Annotated in this window: 18 protein-coding genes and 1 riboswitch; of the genes, 2 read left to right on the top strand and 16 right to left on the bottom strand. The window is 56.2% G+C overall.

All coding sequences use genetic code 11. The annotated features are described in order from the left end of the window. The first annotated feature begins 132 nt into the window (after nt 1-132). Complete coding sequence (locus KDN35_RS15265) at nt 133-753, top strand: DUF3298 and DUF4163 domain-containing protein (protein WP_212133141.1); 621 nt, start codon at nt 133-135, stop codon at nt 751-753. A 123-nt stretch (nt 754-876) separates the two neighbouring features. On the opposite strand, the gene KDN35_RS15260 is transcribed toward KDN35_RS15265, so the two are convergent. The 7 genes from KDN35_RS15260 to KDN35_RS15230 form a co-directional block, all read right to left on the bottom strand. Further along, a complete protein-coding gene (locus KDN35_RS15260) occupies nt 877-1,662 on the bottom strand; it encodes a 3-hydroxybutyrate dehydrogenase (protein ID WP_212133140.1) in 786 nt (261 codons plus the stop codon). 63 nt (nt 1,663-1,725) lie between these two features. Beyond that, entirely contained in the window at nt 1,726-3,111 is a 1,386-nt protein-coding gene (locus KDN35_RS15255) for a GntP family permease (RefSeq protein WP_212133139.1), read from the bottom strand. Between the two features lie 51 nt (nt 3,112-3,162). Next, on the bottom strand, nt 3,163-3,828 hold the full coding sequence (locus KDN35_RS15250; RefSeq protein WP_283092152.1) for a CoA transferase subunit B: 666 nt from the start codon (nt 3,826-3,828) through the stop codon (nt 3,163-3,165). Between the two features lie 12 nt (nt 3,829-3,840). Continuing rightward, complete coding sequence (locus KDN35_RS15245) at nt 3,841-4,530, bottom strand: CoA transferase subunit A (protein WP_171563988.1); 690 nt, start codon at nt 4,528-4,530, stop codon at nt 3,841-3,843. 336 nt (nt 4,531-4,866) lie between these two features. Then, nucleotides 4,867-5,799 (bottom strand): aldo/keto reductase, encoded by a 933-nt coding sequence (locus KDN35_RS15240; protein ID WP_171563987.1) that lies wholly within the window; start codon nt 5,797-5,799, stop codon nt 4,867-4,869. Nucleotides 5,800-5,811: 12 nt separating this feature from the next. Next, nucleotides 5,812-6,780, bottom strand: a complete 969-nt coding sequence (locus tag KDN35_RS15235; protein ID WP_230077857.1) for a TIGR03571 family LLM class oxidoreductase — start codon at nt 6,778-6,780, stop codon at nt 5,812-5,814. Nucleotides 6,781-6,814: 34 nt separating this feature from the next. Continuing rightward, a complete protein-coding gene (locus KDN35_RS15230) occupies nt 6,815-8,041 on the bottom strand; it encodes an MFS transporter (RefSeq protein WP_171563986.1) in 1,227 nt (408 codons plus the stop codon). A gap of 265 nt (nt 8,042-8,306) precedes the next feature. Between KDN35_RS15230 and KDN35_RS15225 the strand changes: the two genes are divergently transcribed. Then, a complete protein-coding gene (locus KDN35_RS15225) occupies nt 8,307-8,645 on the top strand; it encodes a winged helix-turn-helix transcriptional regulator (RefSeq protein WP_171563985.1) in 339 nt (112 codons plus the stop codon). A 105-nt stretch (nt 8,646-8,750) separates the two neighbouring features. Here the strand turns inward: KDN35_RS15225 and KDN35_RS15220 are convergent, their stop codons facing one another. From KDN35_RS15220 to KDN35_RS15180, 9 genes are all read right to left on the bottom strand, one after another. Beyond that, entirely contained in the window at nt 8,751-10,097 is a 1,347-nt protein-coding gene (locus KDN35_RS15220; protein ID WP_212133137.1) for a sigma-54 interaction domain-containing protein, read from the bottom strand. 206 nt (nt 10,098-10,303) lie between these two features. Further along, the gene (locus KDN35_RS15215; RefSeq protein WP_212133136.1) at nt 10,304-11,737 is read right to left on the bottom strand and encodes an NAD(P)/FAD-dependent oxidoreductase; all 1,434 of its coding nucleotides are present in this window, start codon (nt 11,735-11,737) and stop codon (nt 10,304-10,306) included. Between the two features lie 88 nt (nt 11,738-11,825). Then, a riboswitch (purine riboswitch) is annotated at nt 11,826-11,925 on the bottom strand. 231 nt (nt 11,926-12,156) lie between these two features. Beyond that, nucleotides 12,157-13,560, bottom strand: a complete 1,404-nt coding sequence (locus tag KDN35_RS15210; RefSeq protein ID WP_171564193.1) for an alanine/glycine:cation symporter family protein — start codon at nt 13,558-13,560, stop codon at nt 12,157-12,159. A 226-nt stretch (nt 13,561-13,786) separates the two neighbouring features. Continuing rightward, nucleotides 13,787-14,044 carry an HPr family phosphocarrier protein gene (locus KDN35_RS15205; protein WP_171563978.1) on the bottom strand — a complete coding sequence of 86 codons (258 nt, stop codon included), beginning with the start codon at nt 14,042-14,044 and terminating at the stop codon, nt 13,787-13,789. 15 nt (nt 14,045-14,059) lie between these two features. Then, nucleotides 14,060-15,787, bottom strand: a complete 1,728-nt coding sequence (gene ptsP / locus KDN35_RS15200) for a phosphoenolpyruvate--protein phosphotransferase (RefSeq protein WP_212133135.1) — start codon at nt 15,785-15,787, stop codon at nt 14,060-14,062. Nucleotides 15,788-15,805: 18 nt separating this feature from the next. Continuing rightward, complete coding sequence (locus KDN35_RS15195; protein ID WP_171563976.1) at nt 15,806-16,966, bottom strand: mannitol-1-phosphate 5-dehydrogenase; 1,161 nt, start codon at nt 16,964-16,966, stop codon at nt 15,806-15,808. Between the two features lie 2 nt (nt 16,967-16,968). Beyond that, nucleotides 16,969-17,406: a PTS mannitol transporter subunit IIA gene (locus KDN35_RS15190; protein ID WP_171564192.1), complete on the bottom strand. Its 438-nt coding sequence runs from the start codon at nt 17,404-17,406 to the stop codon at nt 16,969-16,971. Between the two features lie 2 nt (nt 17,407-17,408). After that, nucleotides 17,409-19,517 carry a BglG family transcription antiterminator gene (locus KDN35_RS15185; protein ID WP_212133134.1) on the bottom strand — a complete coding sequence of 703 codons (2,109 nt, stop codon included), beginning with the start codon at nt 19,515-19,517 and terminating at the stop codon, nt 17,409-17,411. Between the two features lie 60 nt (nt 19,518-19,577). Beyond that, nucleotides 19,578-20,972, bottom strand: coding sequence for a PTS mannitol transporter subunit IIBC (locus tag KDN35_RS15180; RefSeq protein ID WP_171563974.1), 1,395 nt, complete (start codon nt 20,970-20,972; stop codon nt 19,578-19,580). Nucleotides 20,973-21,136 lie beyond the last annotated feature (164 nt).

Raw genomic sequence — 21,136 nt, 5'->3', positions numbered from 1 at the left:
GAACATGTGAAAAAAGTTCTAACGCGCCCGTAGTTCCGCCGAATCAGAAACGCGGTTTGCCATGACCATTTGGCCCCTCTGACGAATAGGCTAAAGCAGGATCACATTTCTCAAGAAGGGAACGGGAACGCCATGGAAATGAATCAACTGCCGACCACCGTGCTGACCCACACGATCAGCCGCCCGAACGTAACCATTTATTACCCGCAGGTGGCCGGTTTGGCCAATCGACAGGCCGAACAGAACATCAACCAAACCTTGTCGCGGTACGTGCAGGATTTGATCAACCAGCAGCATGAAAGCCAGGTGCCGGGAACGACGGAAATGCAGGGAAGCTACGAAATCAAAAACAATCAGCGAGGCATCTTCAGCGTCACCCTGAACAACTACGCCTACACGCCTCCGATGGCCCACGGCATGACCTATATGATGTCGCTCACAGCAGATGTGCAGACCGGGCAAGTCTTTTCCCTGCGGGACCTGTTCAAACCGGGCAGCGACTATGTCAAGGTGCTGTCAGACAACATCAAAACACAGATCGCCAATCGGCATATTCCCACCCTGGAGCCGTTCAAGGCGATCAGACCCGACCAGGATTTCTACGTGGCCGACAAGGCGCTCGTCATCTATTTTCAACTGTACGAGATCACGCCGTATTACGTGGGCTTCCCCATGTTTCCCATCTCGGTGTTCGACCTGGAGCCGATTATCAGCGAAACGGGGCCGCTCAGCATCATGGCGACCAACTCGTAGCGTGCGTGGCTTTTTCTCCGGGAAAACAACCAGGCTGCCGACGATGTCGACAGCCTGAATGATTGCCTGGCACCCGGGGCCCGGGTGTGGAGACGGCGGCAGCAGACGGGAAGGCGAGCGGTCTTACTGTGCCGTATACCCGCCGTCAATTACCACGGCCTGCCCCGTCACACCCCTGGCCTTGTCACTTGCCAGAAAGACGGCATATTCGGCAATTTCCTGCACAGACAGCAGCCGCCGCTGCGGGACGAGCGGGTATATGACTTCTTCCATCACGCGTTCCAGCGGGACGTTGCGGGTCTTTGCCAGATCGGCCAACTGATTTTGCACAAGCGGCGTGTCCACGTACCCCGGACACAGCGCGTTCACAGTGATGCCGTGGGCGGCTCCCTCAAGAGCGGCCACTTTGGTCAGGCCGATCACCCCGTGCTTGGCGCTGTTGTAGGCCGCTTTCCCGGCAAACCCGATCAGTCCGTTGATCGAGGCCATGTTGATGATCCGCCCATGTCCCTGACGCTTCATGACGGGAAAGGCGTGCTTGATGGCGATAAACGGCGCCGTGAGCATGATGGAGAGCAGCTTCTCAAATGTGTCGGTCGGGAAATCCTCGATCGGCGACACAAACTGCATCCCCGCATTGTTGACCAGGATGTCCAGCCGGCCAAACGTCTCCACGCTCTTCTCAATGCTCGCCTTGAGCTGGCCTTCATCCGTCACGTCACAGCCTGCTCCCAGGGCTTCCCCCCCTTCGCCCCTGAGCTGCTCGGCCGCTTTTTCCACGGCCTCCCGGTTGAGGTCCAGCAGCAGCACCTTGGCTCCTTCCCGGGCAAACGTCCGGGCGATTTCATATCCGATCCCGCTTGCTGCACCGGTGACCAGTGCGACTTTTCCTTCCAGCAGCTTGTTCACGATGACACACTCCTTCTTACCAATTGGTACCCAAAACGACTTCGCCCCGGTTGCAGGATGGACCTAGACGAAAAGCGAAGCGGAGATTGCCAGAATAAAGACAGTCAGCGTCTTCAACACAGTGATCGCAAAAATGTCCTTGTAGGACTGGCGGTGCGTCAGCCCCGTGATTGCCAGCAGGGTAATGACGGCTCCGTTATGCGGCAAGGTATCCATCCCGCCGGAAGCCATCGAGGCGATCCGGTGCAGAAGCTCCGGACTGATGCCGGCCGCCTGCGCCAGCTCCAGGTACTGTTTTCCCATCACTTCCAGCGCAATGGACATGCCGCCAGACGCCGATCCGGTAATTCCCGCGAGCACGTTGACGGCCACGGCTTCGGAAACCAGTGGATGGCTGCTGACCCCGAGAATCCATTCTTGAATCAGCTTGAAACCGGGCAGCGTTTTAACCACGTTGCCGAATCCCACCTCGGACGCCGTGTTGAAAATGGCCAGCAGAGCCCCCATCGCGGCGGTGGTCAAACCGGAGGCGAGCTTGGTTTTCACCTGGTTCAGATTGATCAGCACCGCAGCCAGGATGCCGATGCTCAAGGCGATGATCAGCGCCCAGGAGGAGGCGACGTTCTTCACCTTGTCAATGTTGTAGTTGTCCTTCAAAAGCTGCGGGTCGTACCACGTCTCCACGCTCAGAAACCCTCTGCTGAACAGGTAGTTGGACACCAGGACCAGCACCAACGGGAGCACGGCCAGCCAAATGTTCATGTAGGTTTGCTCCCGGTTGAGCTCCGGTTCGTTGATGTGGCCTTCTCCGTATCCCTCGCCGGCTGCGGCTGCCTGTTTGCGCCTGCGCTCCAGCCAGAAGAGGCCGCCGCTAAAGACCATGACGGCACCGATGATCCCGACCAGCGGAGCGGCGTACGCATCGGTCCCAAAATAGTTGGTGGGGATGATGTTCTGAATCTGCGGCGTACCGGGAAGCGCATCCATCGTGTAGGTAAACGCGCCGAGGGCAATCGCGCCCGGAATCAGCCGTTTTGGGATGTTGGCCTCGCGAAAAATGGCGGCGGCAAACGGGTACACCGCAAACGCCACGACGAACAGCGAGACGCCGCCATAGGTCAAAATGCTGCAGGCCAGCACGACAGCCAGAATCGCCCGATTGGAACCGAGCGCCTTGACGATCGACTGGGCGATGGATGCGGCCGCTCCGTTCATTTCCATCACCTTGCCAAAGATCGCGCCCAACAGGAAGACGGGAAAGAACGACTTTACATAGTTGGCGGCGTTGGTCATGAACGTCTCCGTGTAGCTGGGCATCAGCGCAAGTCCCGACAGAACAGCGGCCAACAGGGTAAATATCGGCGCAAACACGATGACGGGATAGCCGCGGTAGGCAAAAAACATCAAGAGTCCCAACGAGACGAGAATCGCCAACACTTCGATAACCATACCATTCTCCTTTCCTGCCCCTCACCCAAACGCCGAGTCCCGTCCGCTACGTTACAACGCAGCGGATGACAGGACGCGCAGATTGGGGGAGACAATCAGCTCAGGCTCGGTACACGCTTGAATATCAGCCGGGGAATAGCCTTCAACTACCTCTACCAGTTCCAACCCCTGCGGCGTGACGTCAAGGACGGCACGATCCGTAATGATGCGGTGAACCACCTCTTTGCCGGTCAGCGGCAGGCGGCAGTTTTTCAGGATTTTCGGCTCGCCGTACTTGTTTACATGCTCCATGATCACGACGATCTTCTTGGCTCCATGCACCAGGTCCATGGCGCCGCCCATTCCCTTGACCATCTTGCCCGGGATCATCCAGTTGGCCAGGTCCCCCCGCTCGGAGACTTCCATCGCGCCCAGGATGGCGACGTCGATGTGGCCGCCGCGAATCATCGCGAACGATTCCGCGCTGTCAAACAGACAAGCGCCGGGAATCATCGTGATCGTCTCCTTGCCGGCGTTGATGCAGTCCGGGTCCACCTCGTCTTCCGTCGGATACGGTCCGATTCCGAGCAGCCCGTTTTCTGACTGCAGCACGACCTGTTTGTCCGCCGGAATGTAGTTGGCGACCAGTGTGGGAATCCCGATTCCCAGGTTGACGTAGAAACCGTTTTCAATTTCCTGCGCGGCCCTTTTGGCAATCTGTTCTCGCGTTAACATCAGGACAGCTCCCTCCTAGCTTCTCACCGTACGTTTTTCGATGCGTTTCTGATAGTTCTCACAGCGAATGATCCGCTGCACGTAAATGCTGGGGGTATGAACGGCGTCCGGGTCCAGTTGGCCCACGTCCACCAACTCTTCCACCTCGGCGATGGTGATCGCCCCGGCAGCGGCCATGATCGGATTGAAGTTGCGGGCTGTCTTGTTGTAGATGAGATTGCCCAGCGTATCTCCCTTCCAGGCTTTCACCAGGGCAAAATCGGCCCGAAGCCCCGTTTCCAGTACGTATTCCTTGCCGTTGAACGTGCGGACTTCCTTGCCCTCCTGGATGGGGGTGCCGACGCCAGCCGGGGTGTAAAAGGCCGGAATGCCGGCGCCCCCTGCGCGAATTCGCTCCGCCAGCGTCCCTTGGGGAACCAGTTCCACTTCCAGCTCTCCGGACAAAAACTGCCGCTCAAACTCCTTGTTTTCTCCCACATAGGACGAAATCATTTTTTTGATCTGCCTGTTCCGCAGGAGAATCCCCAGACCCCAGTCATCCACGCCGCAGTTGTTCGAGATGACGGTGAGATTCTTCACCCCTTTTTCGTACAGGCCCATGATCAAATGTTCCGGGATGCCGACCAGGCCAAAACCGCCCACCATGATGGTCGCCCCGTCTGTGATGCCAGCCAGGGCCTGTTCAATCGATTCACATACGCTCACGTTTCGCACTCCTCCCAAGACAAATGGATGAAATCGCTTTCATCATTAATGCAGGGATTGTGCCAAACTGTCGAACTTTTTGCAAAAACTTGTCGCAAGCAGGATTCTACGTGTTCCGCGGTCGTGACCGACACACTCGTATTGGCGGGATCATTCCGAAATTTCGGAAAGTGTCGTCCATGTTTTTGGAAAACGCCCTTTCGAAAAAATACAACGCAATCCCGGCGGAAGTGTGATGGCATCAACATCTGCGTTTTCTGCGACTACACGAAATGGCTTCTGCAGGACACAGAAGCCATTTCGCACAAGCAGTTCTCGTTATTTTTTTGTGAATCGTTACTTGGTCATGCCAGCCAATGCCTCGACATCTTCAGGAAGCAGCTTCCATTCTGCCGCTTTCACGTTCTCAATCACCTGCTCCTTGTTTTTGGCACCGGTAATGACCGTGGCTACAGCCGGCTTAGCCAGCAGCCAGTTGACGGCGACTTGCGCCAGCGGCTTGCCATAACGATCTGCGACGGCGCGCATTTTCTCCACTTTCTCCACGTTTGCTTCAAATTCACCGTCTTTGAACAGCGGATTAAACTGACGCCGTACATCTTGTTCGGAAATCTTCGTTTCTTTGGTGAACTTCCCTGTCAGCAGCCCTTGCGCCAGGGGGCTGTACGGAATGAATCCCATGCCGACACGCTCCACGTACGGATACTCGGCTTTCTCCACGCTGCGCTGGAGCAGGTTGTATTGGGACTGTAGCGAAACGACATGAGCGTATTTGCGGGCTTCCTCCATTTGTTCCATAGAGAAGTTGGATACGCCGATGTAACGTACTTTGCCGCTTTGGACCAGTTCGTTCAGCGTTTCCATCGTTTCCTGGATCGGTGTCCTGTCATCCGGCCAGTGCACCTGATACAGGTCAATGTAGTCGGTGTCCAGGTTTTTCAGGCTTTCATCAATCTCGCGCAGGATGTTTTTGCGGCTGACATCCTTCACCAAACCGCCCTTGTCATCCCAGACAAGACCAAACTTCGTGGCGATGATGACCTTGTCGCGCACCGGTTTGAGCGTTTTTCCCAGGATGCGTTCCGATTCACCGTATCCATAGAAAGGTGCCGTGTCAAAGAAGTTCACCCCCAGATCGTACGCGGTCTGGATCGCTTCCACGATCGACCGTTCCTCAACATCGCCCCACCCTGTTTTTCCAGCGGCCCAGGCGCCAAATCCAATCACCGACGTAAACAGTTCACTGTCTCCCAATCGTCTTTTTTCCATGATTCTTCCTCCTCATTTTGCTGTTTGCTGCTGAAACGCTGGCAGTACGTATTCGGCCAACTCGTGCAGGACTTCCGGAATCGGGCGCTGCGAGTGGCGAAAATGAAACGCGATGTGCGCAACCCCAATCTCCTCAAGCTTTTGCAAATGGCGAATGAGTTCGTTTCTGCCAATCGTGGCCCCGAACTTAAACGGCTCTGCCGGGTGGTCCGGATCCTCGTGGAGATCCAGATGATACGCGGAAATATACGGTTTCCGCTCTGTTATGCCATGGTCCTCATGCGCTTTGATCCACTCGGCCATCTGCTGTTCAGTCGCTGCGATTCCTCGGGGATAGTTGAACCACGCATCCAGATGCTGAACGATCCAGTCCAGTGTTTGCGTCCCCCGCCCCGCCATGACGAGCGGGATCGTTGCTTGAACCGGCTTGGGGAGCAGATCGAGCTCGTTGTCTACCAACATCTGATCCCGGTTCCACGCATGCCTGATCATGCGGACGCTTTGGCGGAAGATTTCCCCTTTCCGCTCAGCTTCCACCCCGAACAGCGGAAACTCCACCGGGCGGTCTCCGGTAGCAATCCCCATCACGAAACGCCCTCCGGACAGCTGGTCAACAGTGGCAGCGGCTTTGGCGACATGATACGGATGGCGCAGCGGGAGCACAATCGCCCCCGTGGCCAGGATGACCTCATTCGTAATGGCAGCGAGATATCCCAAATACGCAAAGGGGTCAAACAATTGAGCGGCATCGCCAAAACGATGGGGATCAAAAATGGGCACATCCCGCAGCCACATCGATGTAAAGCCAAGCCGATCCACCAATCGGGCATACTCCGCATGACGCTCCATGTTCGGAACACCGAAGGGACGTCCCTCTTGTTCCGCTTGTTTGAGTCCCGCCGGTGACCAGTCGGTATCCAGGGGAAGCTCAACGCCAAATGTCATGCGCCGCGACGGAATCATTTTCTTCAATGCCGTCATACCCAAGTGCACCACCTCCTTTCTCATACGTTTCTCATGCGATGGAATCAACGCGGCTGCTTCGCTCCAGAACCATGCTCCACCGGGAGAGAACCACGGCTCCCGCCACCATCAAGGCACCTACCCAAGAAGTATGGAGGAGCCCCAGTGAATCGGTGACGATGCCACCCAGGTAAGACCCGATCGCAATGCCGGCATTGAATGCGGCAATATTAATAGCAGAAGCCACATCAACTGCAGACGGCACGTACTTCTCAGCCAGCTGGACCACGTACAACTGCAGTCCCGGAACGTTCATGAAGGCAAACAGTCCCATCAAAATGATCGTGACAAGTCCCACCCCCATGTACGGTGCGGTAAACAGCAGCAGCAGCAGCACAATCGCCTGGATAATAAACATGTAGAACAGCGATCGGATGGGATTGCGATTGGATGCTTTGCCGCCTATGATGTTGCCGATTGCGATCGCGCCCCCGTAGACAAGCAGGATGATGCTTACCGTGCCGGCTTGAAATCCCGTAATCTCCTGCAGAATCACAGAGAGATACGTAAAGACGACAAACGTCCCGCCATAACCCAACGCCGTGATAATGAAGACAAGAAGCAAGCGGCCGTTTGTAATCAGTTTCCATTGATCCGCGAATGTGGTGGGTGCACCCTGACGAAGACGCGCCGGAACCAAAATGGTGTTGGCCACCAGTGCAAGCAGGCCAATCGCGGCAATCCCCGCAAAGGAATAGCGCCAGCCAAACGTTTGCCCGATAAAGGTTCCAAACGGCACACCTGTCACCATGGCCACCGTCAGGCCGGTGAACATGAACGCGATGGCGCTCGCCCGCCGATCCTCCGGCACCAGATCAGCCGCAATCGTTGAACCGATGGACATAAACACCCCGTGGGAAAAGGAGCAAATGACTCGGGCGAGGAGCAGAATCTCAAAGCTCGTGGCAGTGGCGGCGATACTGTTCCCGATTACAAATACAATCATGATCCACATCAGCAGCGTCTTTCTGGACATCGCTGAGGTCAGGGACGTCAATATCGGGGCGCCAAACGCCACTCCCAGGGCATAGAGAGAAACGGTGAGCCCAGCGGTGGTGACGGAAACGTGCATATCCTCCGAGATGGATGGAAGCAAGCCCACGCTGATAAATTCTGTTGTCCCAATGGCAAAGGCGCTGATTGCCAGCGCAAGCAGGGCAAAGAAACCATGGTGCTTTGTCCCGTTGCCATTGGCGTGAGAATGATTGAGTACAGCCATAAATGGCAACCTCCTTGAACTTAAATAATTGTATGTCGATAGGAAAAATAGGTATTACGCTGACAAACAGTGAACCCGGAGTCATCCCTCCTGTCTGTTGTCAGGATTTCTTATCGACAACGACATATCGTATTATGTAACATATAGGACAGCATAGAAAGTACGTACTTTTTTGTGCCATTGTTACTGTTTAGTGCTATAGGCACCTTTCAGTAATATAAGCAACAAATTGTAACTGAGCTGATACAAGGAGAGGTGATAGCGCATGAAAAAGGCGGAAAAAACGTACAACATTCCGGTAGAAGCGACATTGGAAGTCATCGGCGGCAAGTGGAAAACGGTGATTCTCTGCCATTTGACCCATGGGCCGATGCGCACGAGCGAACTGAAAAAAGCCATGCCTGCCATCACGCAAAAAATGCTGACTCAGCAGCTCCGCGAACTGGAGGAAGATGGCGTCATCAACCGCATTGTGTACAACCAGGTTCCGCCGAAAGTGGTCTATGAACTGAATGAATTCGGGTGGACATTGAAGCCTGTCCTGGATCAGTTGTGCGCATGGGGGGAGGAGTACATCAAAAAGGGACAAGCCATCAAGAAATAAGAAAAAAGCAGAGGTGTCGGAAAACAGGCGTTCCCGACCTCTGCTTTTTAATTTGCCTTATCGTTCCGCCGGGCGTCAGATGTGCGTATCCGTTGTCCGGACCGCTTACACCAATTTGTCCCGGTTGTATTTCTCCCATTTTTGATAGAAGCTGGACTTGCTGATCCCGAGGAGTCTCGCTGCTTCCAGCTTGTTTCCGGAAGCCGCCTCCATCGCCCGCATGATCGCCTCCCTTTCCGCCGCGATTAACGTCTCCTTCAAGGGACGAACCGGTGAAACAGGGAGAGGCTTTCCCGATCCGGGCAGCCAGATGTGCTCCTTTTTCAGCACGTCCCCATCCATCAGATGGACCGCCCGCTCCAGGACATTGCGCAGTTCCCGCACGTTTCCCGGCCAGGAGTGGCTGCGCAGCACGTCCCACACCGCATCGTCAATCTCCCGCACGTGGACGCCGGTTGTCTCGACGATCTGCTTGAGCAGGGTGGAAACGAGCTCCGGCAGATCCTCCAGCCGTTCCCGCAGCGGCGGAATGTTCAGGGACACCACGTTTAGCCGATAGTACAGGTCCACCCGGAATGCCCCCTCGCGAATGCGGCTGGGCAAATCCTGATTGGTGCAGGCGATTACCCGCACATCGATGGGAATCGGCCGGACCCCGCCTACCCGCTCCACTTCTTTTTCCTGGAGCACACGCAGCAATTTTGCCTGCAGCGGCAGCGGCATGTCGCCAATCTCGTCCAGCAAAATCGTGCCGTGGTTGGCCAATTCAAACTTTCCTTTTTTCCCTTTGCGCGCCGCCCCGGTGAACGCGCCCTCTTCGTATCCAAACAGTTCGGACTCCAGCAGCGTATCGGGAATTGCGGCGCAGTTGACCCGGATAAACGGCCCCATTTTCCGCCGGCTCCCCGCGTGAATGGCGTGGGCAAACAGCTCTTTCCCCGTTCCGCTCTCCCCGGTGATCAACACGGTGGAATCGCTCTTCGCCACCTTCTGGCAAAAAGCTTTCAGCTCTTTCATCCGGGGGCTGCGCTCCACGATCTCGTCAAAGTGGTAAATCGCCCCCAGCCGCCGCTGCAGCTCCCGTTTGTAGTAACTCAGCTCGTCCCGCAGCTGATCCACCACCGCAGCCAATCCCGACAATTCCTGCACGTCCTGAAACATCACGGTGCCCAGCGCGGCGATGACCTTCCCGTCCTTCATGATCGGAATGCGGGTGGCAATCATGTTTTGTCCTTTTATTCGATGAATTTCCGCAATTTCAGGCTTGCCCTGCTGCGCCACGATGTGCATCCGCGTGTTCTCGATCACCTCGGTGACGTGGCGGCCGACCACGTTGTCCACGCCCAAAAACTCACGATAACTTCGGTTCATGAGAAGGATCTTCCCGTCTGGATCCGTCACAACTATGGCTTCATACGCATTCTCGAAAACAGCTTCCAGCAGTTCGCCCATGGTTGAGGGATTCTGTTCCGTAAAAGAGCCCTCCCTTCTCCCGATACGTGTGTACTACCAGCCATTATAAAGCAGGTAACGGCAAGGTAGGTACTCCTTTTTCTGAGAAACCCCGGCCGCTGTTGATCGGGGCCCCAATGAACAGAGCCTGCCTCGTTTTTGTCGAGGCAGGCTCAATGCGCTGCGATGCTCAGGCAGCAGACGGATTACGACAGCCGCTTTATGATATTGCGGGCCATCCACACGCCGGCCGCACCGGCCTGGGCCAATCCGCGGGTGATGCCCGCGCCGTCGCCGCCGCAGAACAGCCCCTTGATTTCCGTCTCAAATTCGACCGTCAGCTTGGGACGGGCCGAGTAAAACTTCGCCTCCACCCCGTAGAACAGCGTGTGTTCCGACGAGATCCCCGGCGTTACCTTGTCCAGTGCTTCCACCATTTCGATCAGGCTTTTCATCGTGTTGTACGGCAGGACCAGACCGAGGTCGCCCGGCACCGCCTCTTTCAAGGTCGGCTCCAGAAAACCTTCCTTGATGCGCGTTTCCGTGGAGCGTCTGCCGCGCAGGATGTCCCCGTACTTTTGCACGATGACGCCGCCGTTGGACAGATCGTTGGCCCGTTTGCAGATTTCGCGGGCGTACTCGTTCGGTTTGTCAAACGGCTCGGTAAACTTGTGGGACACCAGCAGCGCAAAGTTGGTGTTGTTGGAGCCGAGCGCCGGATCCTTGTAGGAGTGGCCGTTGGCCGCCATCACCCCGCTGTGGTTTTCCACCACCACGTGGCCGGACGGGTTGCTGCAAAACGTGCGGACCCGCGTCCCCACCGACGTGTTGAAGATGAATTTTCCCTCGTACAGATGCTCGTTGATCTCCCGCATCACCACATCGGACGTCTCAACGCGCACGCCCACGTCCACCTGGTTGTTGTACATTTTCAGGCGGCGTTTTTTCAGGATGCTGGTCAGCCAGGCGGAACCGTCCCGCCCCGGTCCGATGATCACGTGGTCGCTGTGATACTCGTCCCCGTTCTTCAATACCACGCCGGTGACGCGATACCCGTCCTCTTCCTTCACCGTCAGGATATCCTCTACTTCCGTCTTGAACATCATGTCGATTCGCTCGTTCAGGTACTCGTAGATGGACTGCAGAATCTGCAGGTTTTGTTCCGTGCCCAGATGGCGCACCTGCGCACGCAGCAGTTTCAACCCGGCAGCGTACGCGCGCTGCTCGATGCTCTTGATCGTCTCCGTGGTCGGGTCGGTGATCGTCGTCGTCGCCCCGTGCTTCAGGTTGATCTGGTCCACGTACTTGATCAGTTCCAGCACCTGGGACGGACTGAGGTAATCGGTCATCCAGCCGCCAAACTCGGTGGTAATGTTGAATTTCCCGTCGCTGTATGCACCCGCTCCGCCAAATCCGCTGGTAATGGAGCAGGCGGGCAGACAGCCGGCGTACTCCTTTTTACCGGCCGGCGGCGGACACAGCTTGATCTTTTCCTCCAGGATCGGGCAACGCCTGGAGTAGATGTCGTGCCCTTTATCAATCAACAGCACTTTGGCGCCCGGCGCCTTCAGTGTGAACTCATAGCTGGCGAAAATTCCCGCAGGGCCCGCCCCTACGATGATGACATCGTATTTGTTCATGATCGCAACCTCCTCCGTATCGGACAATCCCTTGAAGAATCCCGTTCGCAGAACCGCTGCACAAAAAAATCCTGACCGACGAACGGGTATGTCAATGACACCCATTCGTAGCCAGGAATTTACGGTTCCTTGTAGAGACCCCCAAACCCTATTATTGAGGATATACGAATCGTGCGAAATGTATGCGTATGCGGTTTGACAACACTTTGCATAATAACGCACGATGTTAATCATGTCAACCACTTCGGTTAATTTTATTCGTGTTTCACGAAAAACAGGCGAATAACATGTACAAACACAGTCGTCAGACAACCAAAATCCGAACATTATCAGATGCTCATTTCATCAAGTATAATAGGACGCTGCATGTATAAAAAAAGCGGGATTGCTCCCGCTTTTTTCTTTCACTTATCCGGCTGTTACGACGCCATCGTGTTCTTTGCCTTGTCTTCCTGCCAGCATTCCACCTCAGACAGCCCAGGAATGTTGCTGGCACGGAAAACCGGATTTTGACCGGACTTCAATTGTTTCGTATAATCGTTCAATGCGGCGAACGCGACTTTTCCCAACAACGCGATCGCAACGAGATTCAACAGCGCCATGAACGCCATAAACAGGTCGGCCAGATCCCAGACGATGCTGATTTTCGCCACGGCCCCAAACATCACCATGCCGACCACAGCCAGGCGGTAGAGTGTCAACCAGGTTTTGTCGGTCTTGATGAACTCGATGTTGGTCTCCCCGTAATAGTAGTTGCCGATGACCGAACTGAAGGCAAACAGGAATACGATTAAAGCGACAAACACACTCGCCCATGCGCCCACATGCGTACTGAGCGCCGCTTGCGTCAGAGCGATGCCGTCCAGCCCCTCTGTCGTGTACATGCCGGACAGAAGCACGATAAACGCCGTCGCGCTGCAAACCACCAGCGTGTCGACAAACACGCCCAGCGCTTGAATCAGCCCTTGTTTGGCCGGGTGGGTCACATCAGCGGTGGCCGCAGCATTGGCCGCGCTCCCCATCCCCGCCTCATTGGAGAAGAGACCGCGCTTGATTCCCTGCATCAGCGCAGCGCCCATTCCGCCGCCGGCAACCTGTTCCAGGCCGAACGCAGATTTGACGATCAGGAGGAGAACGCCCGGCAGTTGGGTGATGTTGGTCACGACCACGTACAGCGCCACCAGGACGTACGCGCCCGCCATGAACGGGACGAGGAATTCGGCGACTTTTGCCACACGCTTGACACCGCCAAAGACGATGAAGCCCGTAATGGCCGCCAGAATCAGCCCCATCACGACAGGAGGAACGCCATACGCCGTCTGAAACGCCTGCGAAATCGTGTTGGCCTGCACGGCATTGAAGACGAGACCAAAGCAGAACGTGATCAGTATGGCGAACAGAATGCCCATCCAGCGCTTTTTCAGCCCTTTTTCCATGTAGTAGGCAGGGCCGCCGCGGAAGCCGTCTTTATCTTTCACTTTATAAATTTGCGCCAACGTGCTTTCCACAAAGGCGGACGCCGAACCGATCAGGGCGATCAGCCACATCCAGAACACCGCACCGGGGCCGCCGACGGAAATCGCCATGGCCACACCAGCGAGATTCCCGGTCCCGACCCGGGATGCGGTGCTGATACAGAATGCTTGAAAGGACGAGATGCTCCCCTTTTTCTTGTCCGTTGCGCCTTCTCCGAGGAGACGGAACATTTCGCCCGCCAATCGGAACTGTACAAACTTTGTACGTAAAGTAAAATAGATGCCTACCACAATCAACAAGGCGATCAAAATCTTGGACCAGAGCAAATCGTTTGTTACCGCAATCATTTTTTCTGATAATTCAAAAAGGAACGACACTAGACCAATCACCCCACAGCCTGAATATATGAATATATCAAAAGTTAATACAAAAGATAGTTTATCACAAAACTTTCAAAATGAAACCCTGCCAACATATATGTCGCGGCAAGGAAATTACTCCCACCACGACAACAAAAGAACACCCTGTCCTCACCGGACAGAGTGTTCGCTAGGCCGTAACCGGCAGATGCAGTTACGCCTCTTCCTTCAGCGCCTTCTCCAGAGCCGCGATAGCTTCCGCTTCGTCGGCACCGTCGGCAATCAGCGTAATTTCCTCGCCTTTGGCGACCGCCATGGACATAATGCCCATGATGCTTTTTCCGTTGGCTGTTTTTTCGTTTTTGACAATCTTGATCTCACTGGCAAAGGACGATGCCAGACGCACAAAATTGGCTGCCGGTCTCGCGTGCAGACCGTGCGGCAGCTCGACGACCACTTTCTTTTCGATCATGAATGTACACCTTCCTTACATGCTGTTTCCTGCAAAGGTTTTGCGAACAAATGCTTCCACTTCTTGCGACGTGCTCATCGACAAGATGGTGTCCGTGTAAGCCGCCGCTGCCTCCTTGGACAAGCGGCTGATCTGATAGCGTGCGGGCAGGATGCTGCCGGCGCTCATGCTGAACTCGTCCAGTCCCATGCCCAGCAGAATCGGGATGGCCACTGGATCGCCGGCCATTTCGCCGCACATGCCGACCCACTTGCCTTCCGCATGAGCTGCCTGGATGACGCGGTGGATCAGGCGCAGCACAGCGGGATGATAGGGCTGGTACAGGTAGGAGACGCGCTCGTTCATCCGGTCGGCCGCCATCGTGTACTGAATCAGATCGTTGGTGCCGATGCTGAAAAAGTCCACTTCCTTGGCAAACAGATCGGCGATCATCGCTGCCGCCGGAATCTCGATCATGATGCCCACTTCCAGCTGTTCCGATACGGCGATGCCCTTTTCAAGCAGGGCTTGTTTCTCTTCTTCCAGCACCGCTTTGGCCTGCCGGAACTCTTCCAGGGTGGCAATCATCGGGAACATGATTTTCAGATTGCCGTAAGCGCTTGCCCGCAGCAGAGCGCGAAGCTGTGTCCGGAACAGGTCCTGCTGCTCCAGGCAGAGGCGAATGGCGCGGAATCCCAGGAACGGGTTCATCTCTTGCGGCAGGTTCATGTAGGACAAATGCTTGTCCCCGCCGATGTCAAGGGTGCGGATCACGACGGGCTTTTCACCCATTTGCTCCAGCACCTGCTTGTAGGCCTGGAACTGCTCGTCCTCCGACGGGAAATCATCCCGCCCCATGTAGAGGAATTCCGTGCGGAACAGCCCGACGCCTTCCGCTCCGTTCTCCAGAGCACCGGCCAGATCCTGCACACTGCCGATGTTGGCGGCCAGCTCGACGTGAACGCCGTCCTGGCTGGTGGTAGCGGTATGAACCAGTTTGGCCAGCTCGCTCTTTTGCCGCTCGTACTCAGCCTGTTTCTTCCGGTATGTTTCGATCTCTTCCGGCGTGGGGTCGATGATGACAAGTCCTTCATGCCCGTCCAGAATGATCGTCACCCCGGCTGCTGCTTCCTTGGTTACGTCCTTCGTCCCTACCACCGCAGGGATTTCCAACGAGCGGGCCATGATGGCGGAGTGGGAGGTACGGCCTCCGATGTCCGTGACAAAGCCTTTGACATAGCGGCGATCCAATTGGGCGGTATCCGACGGCGTCAGGTCCTCCGCCACGATAATTACCTCTTCCGCCAGATCGCTCGGCGCCGCAAACTTCACGCCCAGCAAATGGCTGAGTACTCGCTTGGTCACGTCGCGAATATCCGCCGCCCGCTCTTTCATGTACTCGTTGTCCATCTGCTCAAACAGCTCGATGAACATCTGCGCCGTCTCATGCAGCGCGCTCTCCGCATTTACTTTTTCCGCAGCAATTTTTCCCTTCACCGTCTCCACCAGTTCTGGATCTTCCAGGACCAGGAGATGGGCTTGGAAAATGGCCGCCTTGTCCGGCCCCATTTCCCTTTCTGCGCGCTCGCTGATCTCCTGCAGTTCTGCCTTCGCCTGTTCCAGAGCATCCGTCAACCGTTTGATTTCGCTCGACGGGTCCTCGATCGAGACCGTTTCGATTTGCAGGTGGGAATTGGTGAGCACAAACGCCTTGCCAATCGCCACACCGGACGATGCGGCAACGCCTACAATTGTTTTGGACACTTGCCCTCTCCTCCTCTCTTAGTTTGTCTTTCTTCTGGCCTGCAACTCCCGGGCGTGGTTCATCACGATGGAAAAGAGGGCGTGATTCACGCGAATGCCGGTATACGTCTTGAGAACGTGTTCCAGTCCGAACTGCTTGATCTCTTCCGTCAATTGGACCGCCTCGGGATCTTCCCGGAAATCAAACAGCAGCGCGGCTGCGATCCCCAGCCCCAGGTGCTCCGGCACGATTCCGTAATCGAAGCACTGCATTGCCGGACCAACCAGCCGGTCTTGCGGCGCCAGTTTGCGAATGGGCGAACGTCCCACGCGCGTCACCTGGTCGGTGATGTACGGGTTGGCAAAACGGCCAAGAATCTTTTCCACGTACGCCTCATGCTGACCCTTGTCAAAGCCGTGTTTGGCGACCAGAAGCGCTCCTGTCTCCTGCAGGGCCTGCCGCGTCGCGCGAAGAATCTCGTCGTCCCGAATCGCTTCATCAATGGCGGCATACCCCATTTGAAAGCCCAGATAGGCAATTACTGCATGCCCCGTATTTACAGTATACAACTTTCTCTCAATGTAGGGGGTCAAGTCATTTACATACGTGACACCTTCGATTTGCGGGATGTCCCCGATGATGCGCGATTGATCGACAGCCCATTCGAAAAACGGCTCCACTGTCACCAGCAGCTTGTCTTCGTGTTTTTGCAGCGGCACGATGCGGTCGACGGCCGCGTTGGGGAAGCCGACCAGCTCCTGTGCCTTTTCCCGGGCTATATCATCCAGCTTTGCGAACACGTGGGTTTTCAGCTGCTCACTGCCGCCGATCATGTTTTCGCACGCGATGACGTTCAGCGGCCGATCGGATTGTGCGATCCGCCGGGTAATGCCCGCCGCGATGGCAGGAGCGATATGGGGCAGCACATTGGGCCCCACAGCCGTGGTGACCAGATCGGCCTTTGCGATCGCCTCGGCGACAGCCTCCGTATCCTGGCCGTGAATGGCGCGGACACCTTCCACGACGGAAACCGGTGTTCCTTCCATCGCCAGTTGCACCGAGTACGCTTTGCGGCTGTTGATCTCATCGACCAGCTCCTGATTGACATCAATGAAGCAGACCTCGTACCCAGCCTGGTGCAGCAGTTGACCGATAAAGCCTCTTCCGATGTTCCCCGCTCCAAAATGAACAGCCAGCATGATTACATCCCCTCTTCAAACAGCGTGATAATCTCTTCTGCCGTTTTCGCGTGAACAACACGGTTGACATTGGCCTCGTCGGAGCAAATTACCGCGATGTTGGACAGAAGCTCCAGGTGTTCGTCACCGACTGCGGCAATCCCGATCAGCAGATACGCCGTGTTTCCTTCCCCAAAATCGACGCCGTCCGGAATCTGCACGACGGAGATGCCGGTCGAGCGAATGGACTCTTTGGATTCGTTGGTGCCGTGCGGGATGGCCACGCCGCTTCCGATATAGGTGGTCACAATCTCTTCCCGCTCGAGCATCTTGTCCACATAGTCCGGCGTGACGTGACCCGCCTTCACCAGCAGCTCGCCAGCCAGGCGGATGGCTTCCGTCTTGTCAGCCACTTTTGCATTCAGCATGATTTTTTCTTTGGATACTACTTTGGTTGCCATACTCATGATTGCGTTCTCTCCATTCCTGTTTTTTTTCGACAAAACTGATAGAGTCCTTCTGCCAGACAGTCGGCGATCCGCTGCCGGTCGCCCGCTTCCAGCGCGTCGATCATCTCGTCCTCGATCAAAAGAGAGCTGACCTCGCTCAGCACTTCCAACCCTTCTTTTGCCACATCCCTTGGCCCCAGGAGCATCAGCAGGGTATGGATCGGCATCTCCCGCTCGTCCATCGCCTTCAGCAGGATCGGCTGGCAAAGCACATGCACGGTAAACGACGGCCGGACGACCTGTTCGTATTTGCCGTGAAACAGCGCCAGCGTCGTGCCCGGAATGCCCAAACCGCCCAGTCTTTCCCGCTGCAGGAGCTGCCGGACGACCGGCTCGGCTTCCCGGATCACGCCAAGCTGGACCAAATCACCGCAAATTTGATCCAGAAGCACCCGGATGTCATCGCTGTGATCTTCCAGCCGCCGCAGTTGAAACCCGTCGAGGAGTTGAACGGCATGTCCGGCGTACTGGTGCATCGCATTCAAGCGCTGCTTTGGTCCTTCCCCGTCCGCACGAACGGCCACTGCGGCGCGCGATGCGCGCGAGCGACTAAGGTTGTGCAGATGGTAGGCGATCTTCTGGATGTCCTCCTTTGGCAGCAGCGGGCTGACCACCACGTACTCGCTTGGGTCCATCGGCAAGGGGATGGTGGAAATGATGACGTCATATTCACTTTTGGGGATGCGCCCCACCTCGAACAACGAAAGATTCTGCAGGCTGACGATCTCCGGAATCTCTTTTTTGATCCGGGTGGCCAGAATCTTGGAAGAGCCGATCCCGCTGGAGCAGACGACCAGCGCCCGATAGCGCCGATGCGTCTGTGACGTCCGTTCCACGGCCGCGCCAATGTGCATCACCAGATAACCGATCTCTTCATCCGGTACATGCAGCTCGGGAAACACCTTCGAGACTGCCTCCCGGACAACCTGGAACAATTCCGGGTAATTGTCCCGGATCTGCTCCAGTATCGGATTGCGGATTTCCATCTGGCGCTTGAGCCGGTACAGCGCCGGCTCCATGTGCGTCAGCAGACCGTGAAACAGGGAGGAGTCATACCGCAGAGGAATCTGGAGCCGATCTTCGCAGAGCCGGATAAACCGCTGTGTCTTGGCCATCAGCTCCACATTTCCCGGCCAGTAGATGTCCTCATGGGAGCTGCGCAGTTTGGCTCCCCTCAGATGCATGGTGATGTACCCGATTTCTGCGGCAGGAATGTCCATCTGGAAGATGTGCGTCATCCGCTCCATGATTCTCTGCGCTGCCTCATACTCCGGCGTGCCCTGCAATTCGTGCAAGGTGTGTTCGTCAAAGTGGATGTTCTCTCCCTTTTCGATCCGCTCGACGGCGAGCGCGAGGTGAATCACCAGACCGATGTAGGCGCTGTCCGCCAGTGGGTACGGCAGGTCGTCATCCAGGCGCTTCAAGGCGTTTTCCACCTTGATCAGCTTTTCCTTGTCGACGAGCCCCAACAGGCGCTCCGAGATGGAGTCGATGTCGCGCAGCGATTTGTTCTGGATGTTTTCCTTGATCAGCCCGATCAGTTCGTGTTCATTCAAATGGTCCAGGATCAGCCGGCTGATCGCCTGCCGCTTGGCCGACTCGGAGCCCCGGATTTCCACGCCATAGCCCCGCTTGCGCACCAGCGACAGACCGTATTTGTCCAGCACGTCCTCCAGATCGTCCAGATCATGACTGATCGTGGCCGTCGTCACTTTCAGGTCGAGCGCAAGAGAGATCAGCTTGACCGGCTCTGTCGCCTCCAGCAGCGTGCACAAAATGATCACTTTCCGCTCTTCCGCGGTGTACTCGGTCGTCGTCAGGTCAAACAGCGCCAGGCGCAGCGCTTCCTTTTGCTCCGGCGAACCTTGCAGCTCCACGCCCAACCCCGACTTCCTCACCAGCTGCAGGCCGTGCTCGCGGACCGTCTCTTCCAGAGCGTCCAGTTCCCGGTGGATCGTCCGGGCGCTGACCCCGATCCGCTCGGCGATCGCGCCCACGGTGAGCCCCGGTCCGCCCTGCAGCAGCATCTCGAGGATCGTCCGTTGTCTCGAGGAAACACTCATCGTTCCATCCCCTTTTGTAAAAAGCCGGAAAACGCTAGTTTGCACTAGCGTTGATTCCGTTTACCCTAAACGTTTGACCAATTTCTCGTACTCCGGACTGTTCAGGAAGTTGTCGATGGAAATGTGTTCTGCATTTGGTGCCTTCAACTTGGCCCGTTCCGTCAGCGATTTGTGCGTGATGACAATGTCTGCGTCGTCCGGGATGTCGTTGATCGCCGTATTGATGACAGTGATGTCGATGCCTGCATCTTTGAACTTCTTGCGCAGGGACGCTGCCCCCATCGCGCTGGAACCCATGCCGGCATCGCAGGAAAAGACGACCTTCTTGATTTCTTTTTTCTCCGCCACCGCCGTGTCGGCTTGAGCTTCCTCTTGCTTTTTGCCTTTGAGCTGATGCATTTTTTCCGTCGCTTTTTCCAGCTCTTCTTCACTCTCGGCTTGCCCGCCCATTTTCAGCAGGAACGCTGCGATGAGGAAGGAGACGACGGTTGCCGCGACGACCCCGGTCAGGACCGGCAGCAGCCCACCCTTGGGTGCCATGGCGCTCAGTGCGAATACGCTGCCCGGCGATGGCGGCGCCACAAGGCCCGCGTTTAACAGTGTAAAGGTAAAGACACCGGTCATTCCGCCGCCAATGACGGCCAGCAGCAGGCGCGGATTCATCAGGATGTACGGGAAGTAAATCTCGTGAATGCCGCCCAGGAAGTGGATGATCGCCGCACCGGGCGCCGATTGTTTCGCCGTGCCTCTGCCCACCAGCCAGTAGGCCAGCAGGATGCCAAGACCCGGTCCCGGGTTGGTCTCCAGCAGGAAGAAAATCGACTGTCCGGCCTTCGCCGCCTGATCCAGTCCGATCGGGCTGAGAATGCCGTGGTTGATCGCGTTGTTCAGGAACAGGATCTTGGCCGGTTCGATCAGGATGCTGGCCAAGGGCAGCAGTCCGGCATCCACAATCGCTTGTACGCCGGAAGCAAGCGCTTTGCTCAAGCTGGCTACGACCGGCCCGATCGCGTTGAACGCCAGCAGCGTCAACAACCCGCCGACGATACCGGCAGAGAAGTTGTTGACCAGCATCTCAAAGCCGGAGCGCACTTTCCCTTCGATCAACTGGTCCAGCTTTTTCATGACCCAGCCGCCAAGCGGCCCCATGATCATGGCACCCAGAAACATCGGGATGTCGGCACCCACGACGACACCCATGGTAGCGACCGCACCAACGACGCCACCACGCACGTCGTGAATCATCTTGCCGCCCGTGTAACCGATCAACAGCGGCAGCAGATAGGTAATCATCGGGCCAACCAGTTTGGCCATATGTTCATTGGGCAGCCAGCCCGTCGGAATAAACAGCGCCGTAATCAAGCCCCAGGCGATAAACGCGCCAATGTTGGGCATGACCATGCCGCTTAAAAAACGCCCAAACTTCTGCACAGAGACGCGAAGTCCGCTCTCCATCTTGCTGCATCCCCCTTCTTTTTTCTCTATATTGTTGACAAAATTTAATTGTACGACTCCTAATACAAATATAAAGCGTTTACATTCCGGTCTCAACAAAATGAAAGTGGGCATTTGTCCATTAAGTTGTTGACAAAAGTTAATAGTCTGACTTGGCATTTTCT

This window comes from Brevibacillus sp. NL20B1 (assembly GCF_018195675.1).
Classification (GTDB): Bacteria; Bacillota; Bacilli; order Brevibacillales; family Brevibacillaceae; genus Brevibacillus; species Brevibacillus aydinogluensis.
The sequence above is the reverse complement of the archived record's forward strand: the minus strand, read 5'-3'. Positions and strand labels throughout refer to the sequence as shown.

Excerpts from the sequence above, each read along its gene's own strand:
- KDN35_RS15255 (WP_212133139.1), bottom strand. The coding sequence starts at position 3,111 with ATGGTTATCGAAGTGTTGGCGATTCTCGTCTCGTTGGGACTCTTGATG.
- KDN35_RS15265 (WP_212133141.1), top strand. The coding sequence starts at position 133 with ATGGAAATGAATCAACTGCCGACCACCGTGCTGACCCACACGATCAGC.
- KDN35_RS15220 (WP_212133137.1), bottom strand. The coding sequence starts at position 10,097 with ATGGGCGAACTGCTGGAAGCTGTTTTCGAGAATGCGTATGAAGCCATA.
- KDN35_RS15240 (WP_171563987.1), bottom strand. The coding sequence starts at position 5,799 with ATGGAAAAAAGACGATTGGGAGACAGTGAACTGTTTACGTCGGTGATT.
- KDN35_RS15190 (WP_171564192.1), bottom strand. The coding sequence starts at position 17,406 with ATGGCAACCAAAGTAGTATCCAAAGAAAAAATCATGCTGAATGCAAAA.
- KDN35_RS15225 (WP_171563985.1), top strand. The coding sequence starts at position 8,307 with ATGAAAAAGGCGGAAAAAACGTACAACATTCCGGTAGAAGCGACATTG.
- KDN35_RS15210 (WP_171564193.1), bottom strand. The coding sequence starts at position 13,560 with ATGATTGCGGTAACAAACGATTTGCTCTGGTCCAAGATTTTGATCGCC.
- KDN35_RS15180 (WP_171563974.1), bottom strand. The coding sequence starts at position 20,972 with ATGGAGAGCGGACTTCGCGTCTCTGTGCAGAAGTTTGGGCGTTTTTTA.
- KDN35_RS15230 (WP_171563986.1), bottom strand. The coding sequence starts at position 8,041 with ATGGCTGTACTCAATCATTCTCACGCCAATGGCAACGGGACAAAGCAC.
- KDN35_RS15205 (WP_171563978.1), bottom strand. The coding sequence starts at position 14,044 with ATGATCGAAAAGAAAGTGGTCGTCGAGCTGCCGCACGGTCTGCACGCG.
- KDN35_RS15185 (WP_212133134.1), bottom strand. The coding sequence starts at position 19,517 with ATGAGTGTTTCCTCGAGACAACGGACGATCCTCGAGATGCTGCTGCAG.
- KDN35_RS15195 (WP_171563976.1), bottom strand. The coding sequence starts at position 16,966 with ATGCTGGCTGTTCATTTTGGAGCGGGGAACATCGGAAGAGGCTTTATC.
- KDN35_RS15235 (WP_230077857.1), bottom strand. The coding sequence starts at position 6,780 with ATGACGGCATTGAAGAAAATGATTCCGTCGCGGCGCATGACATTTGGC.
- KDN35_RS15215 (WP_212133136.1), bottom strand. The coding sequence starts at position 11,737 with ATGAACAAATACGATGTCATCATCGTAGGGGCGGGCCCTGCGGGAATT.